The sequence below is a fragment of the Xanthobacter oligotrophicus genome (genome assembly GCF_008364685.1).
GTDB classification, from domain to species: Bacteria; Pseudomonadota; Alphaproteobacteria; order Rhizobiales; family Xanthobacteraceae; genus Xanthobacter; species Xanthobacter oligotrophicus.
Genome location: NZ_VTTL01000034.1, coordinates 1 through 723, shown reverse-complemented (window position 1 = coordinate 723; position 723 = coordinate 1). Strand labels below are relative to the sequence as shown.

General features: G+C 68.6%; 1 protein-coding gene and 1 pseudogene. Both read right to left on the bottom strand.

Translation table 11 applies throughout. From position 1 onward, the window contains the following. Positions 1–50: 50 nt before the first annotated feature. A complete protein-coding gene (locus tag FZ033_RS24725) occupies positions 51–413 on the bottom strand; it encodes a tyrosine-type recombinase/integrase (protein ID WP_408068511.1) in 363 nt (120 codons plus the stop codon). A 55-nt stretch (positions 414–468) separates the two neighbouring features. Next, positions 469–687 (bottom strand): annotated as a pseudogene (locus tag FZ033_RS24720) (tyrosine-type recombinase/integrase); the annotation flags it as partial. Positions 688–723 lie beyond the last annotated feature (36 nt).

The following is a 723-nucleotide window of genomic DNA, read 5'->3' as shown; positions in this document are numbered from 1 at the left end:
TCGAACACGATGCCGGTGCAGGACCGGGGCGATTGGGCGAGAGAGCCGCTTCAGGTGCGGACCCGTTCCGATCCGGCCGGTGCCTCCAGGTCCGAGAGCAAGGAAGCGATCAGCGCATCCGGTGCCTTGAACCGGCCGCGCCTGAGCTCCGGCGGGATGACCGCCTCGATCGCTTCCAGCTTTTCAGAGGGGTCCATGCGGAGATAGGCCTCCGTCGTGCGGATGTCGGCATGACCAAGCCACAGGGCAACCTTCCGGATGTCGTGGGTGGCCTGCAGCATGACGACCGCGCAGCTGTGCCGGAGCTGATGTGGCGAGACGCTCCGACCACGCAGCGATGAGCAGGTCTCGGCCGCTGCGCAGCATGGACGTCGCGGCGGAGTGGCGCAGAACGTGGGCGCCGCGATGGACACTTTTGACGCCGGCCCGGTCGAGGGCGCGGCGCACGATGCACTTCACGGCGATCCGGCTCAGCTGGCGGACAGGCGCCGTGTCCGTCAGGAACACCCGCGTCGTCGCGATCCGTGGCCGCGCCCGCTCGATATAGGCGAGGATGGCGTCCCCGATCTCCTGGGTCAGCGGCAGGCGCTCCTCACGCCGCGCCTTGCCAGCAAGGGTTATGCGGCCTGTCACCCAGTCGATCTCATCGAAGTCGAGGTTGGCGACTTCGCTGGCCCTGAGGCCCAGTCGGGCCAGGAGCAGGATGGCCGGTCCGAACGCGGC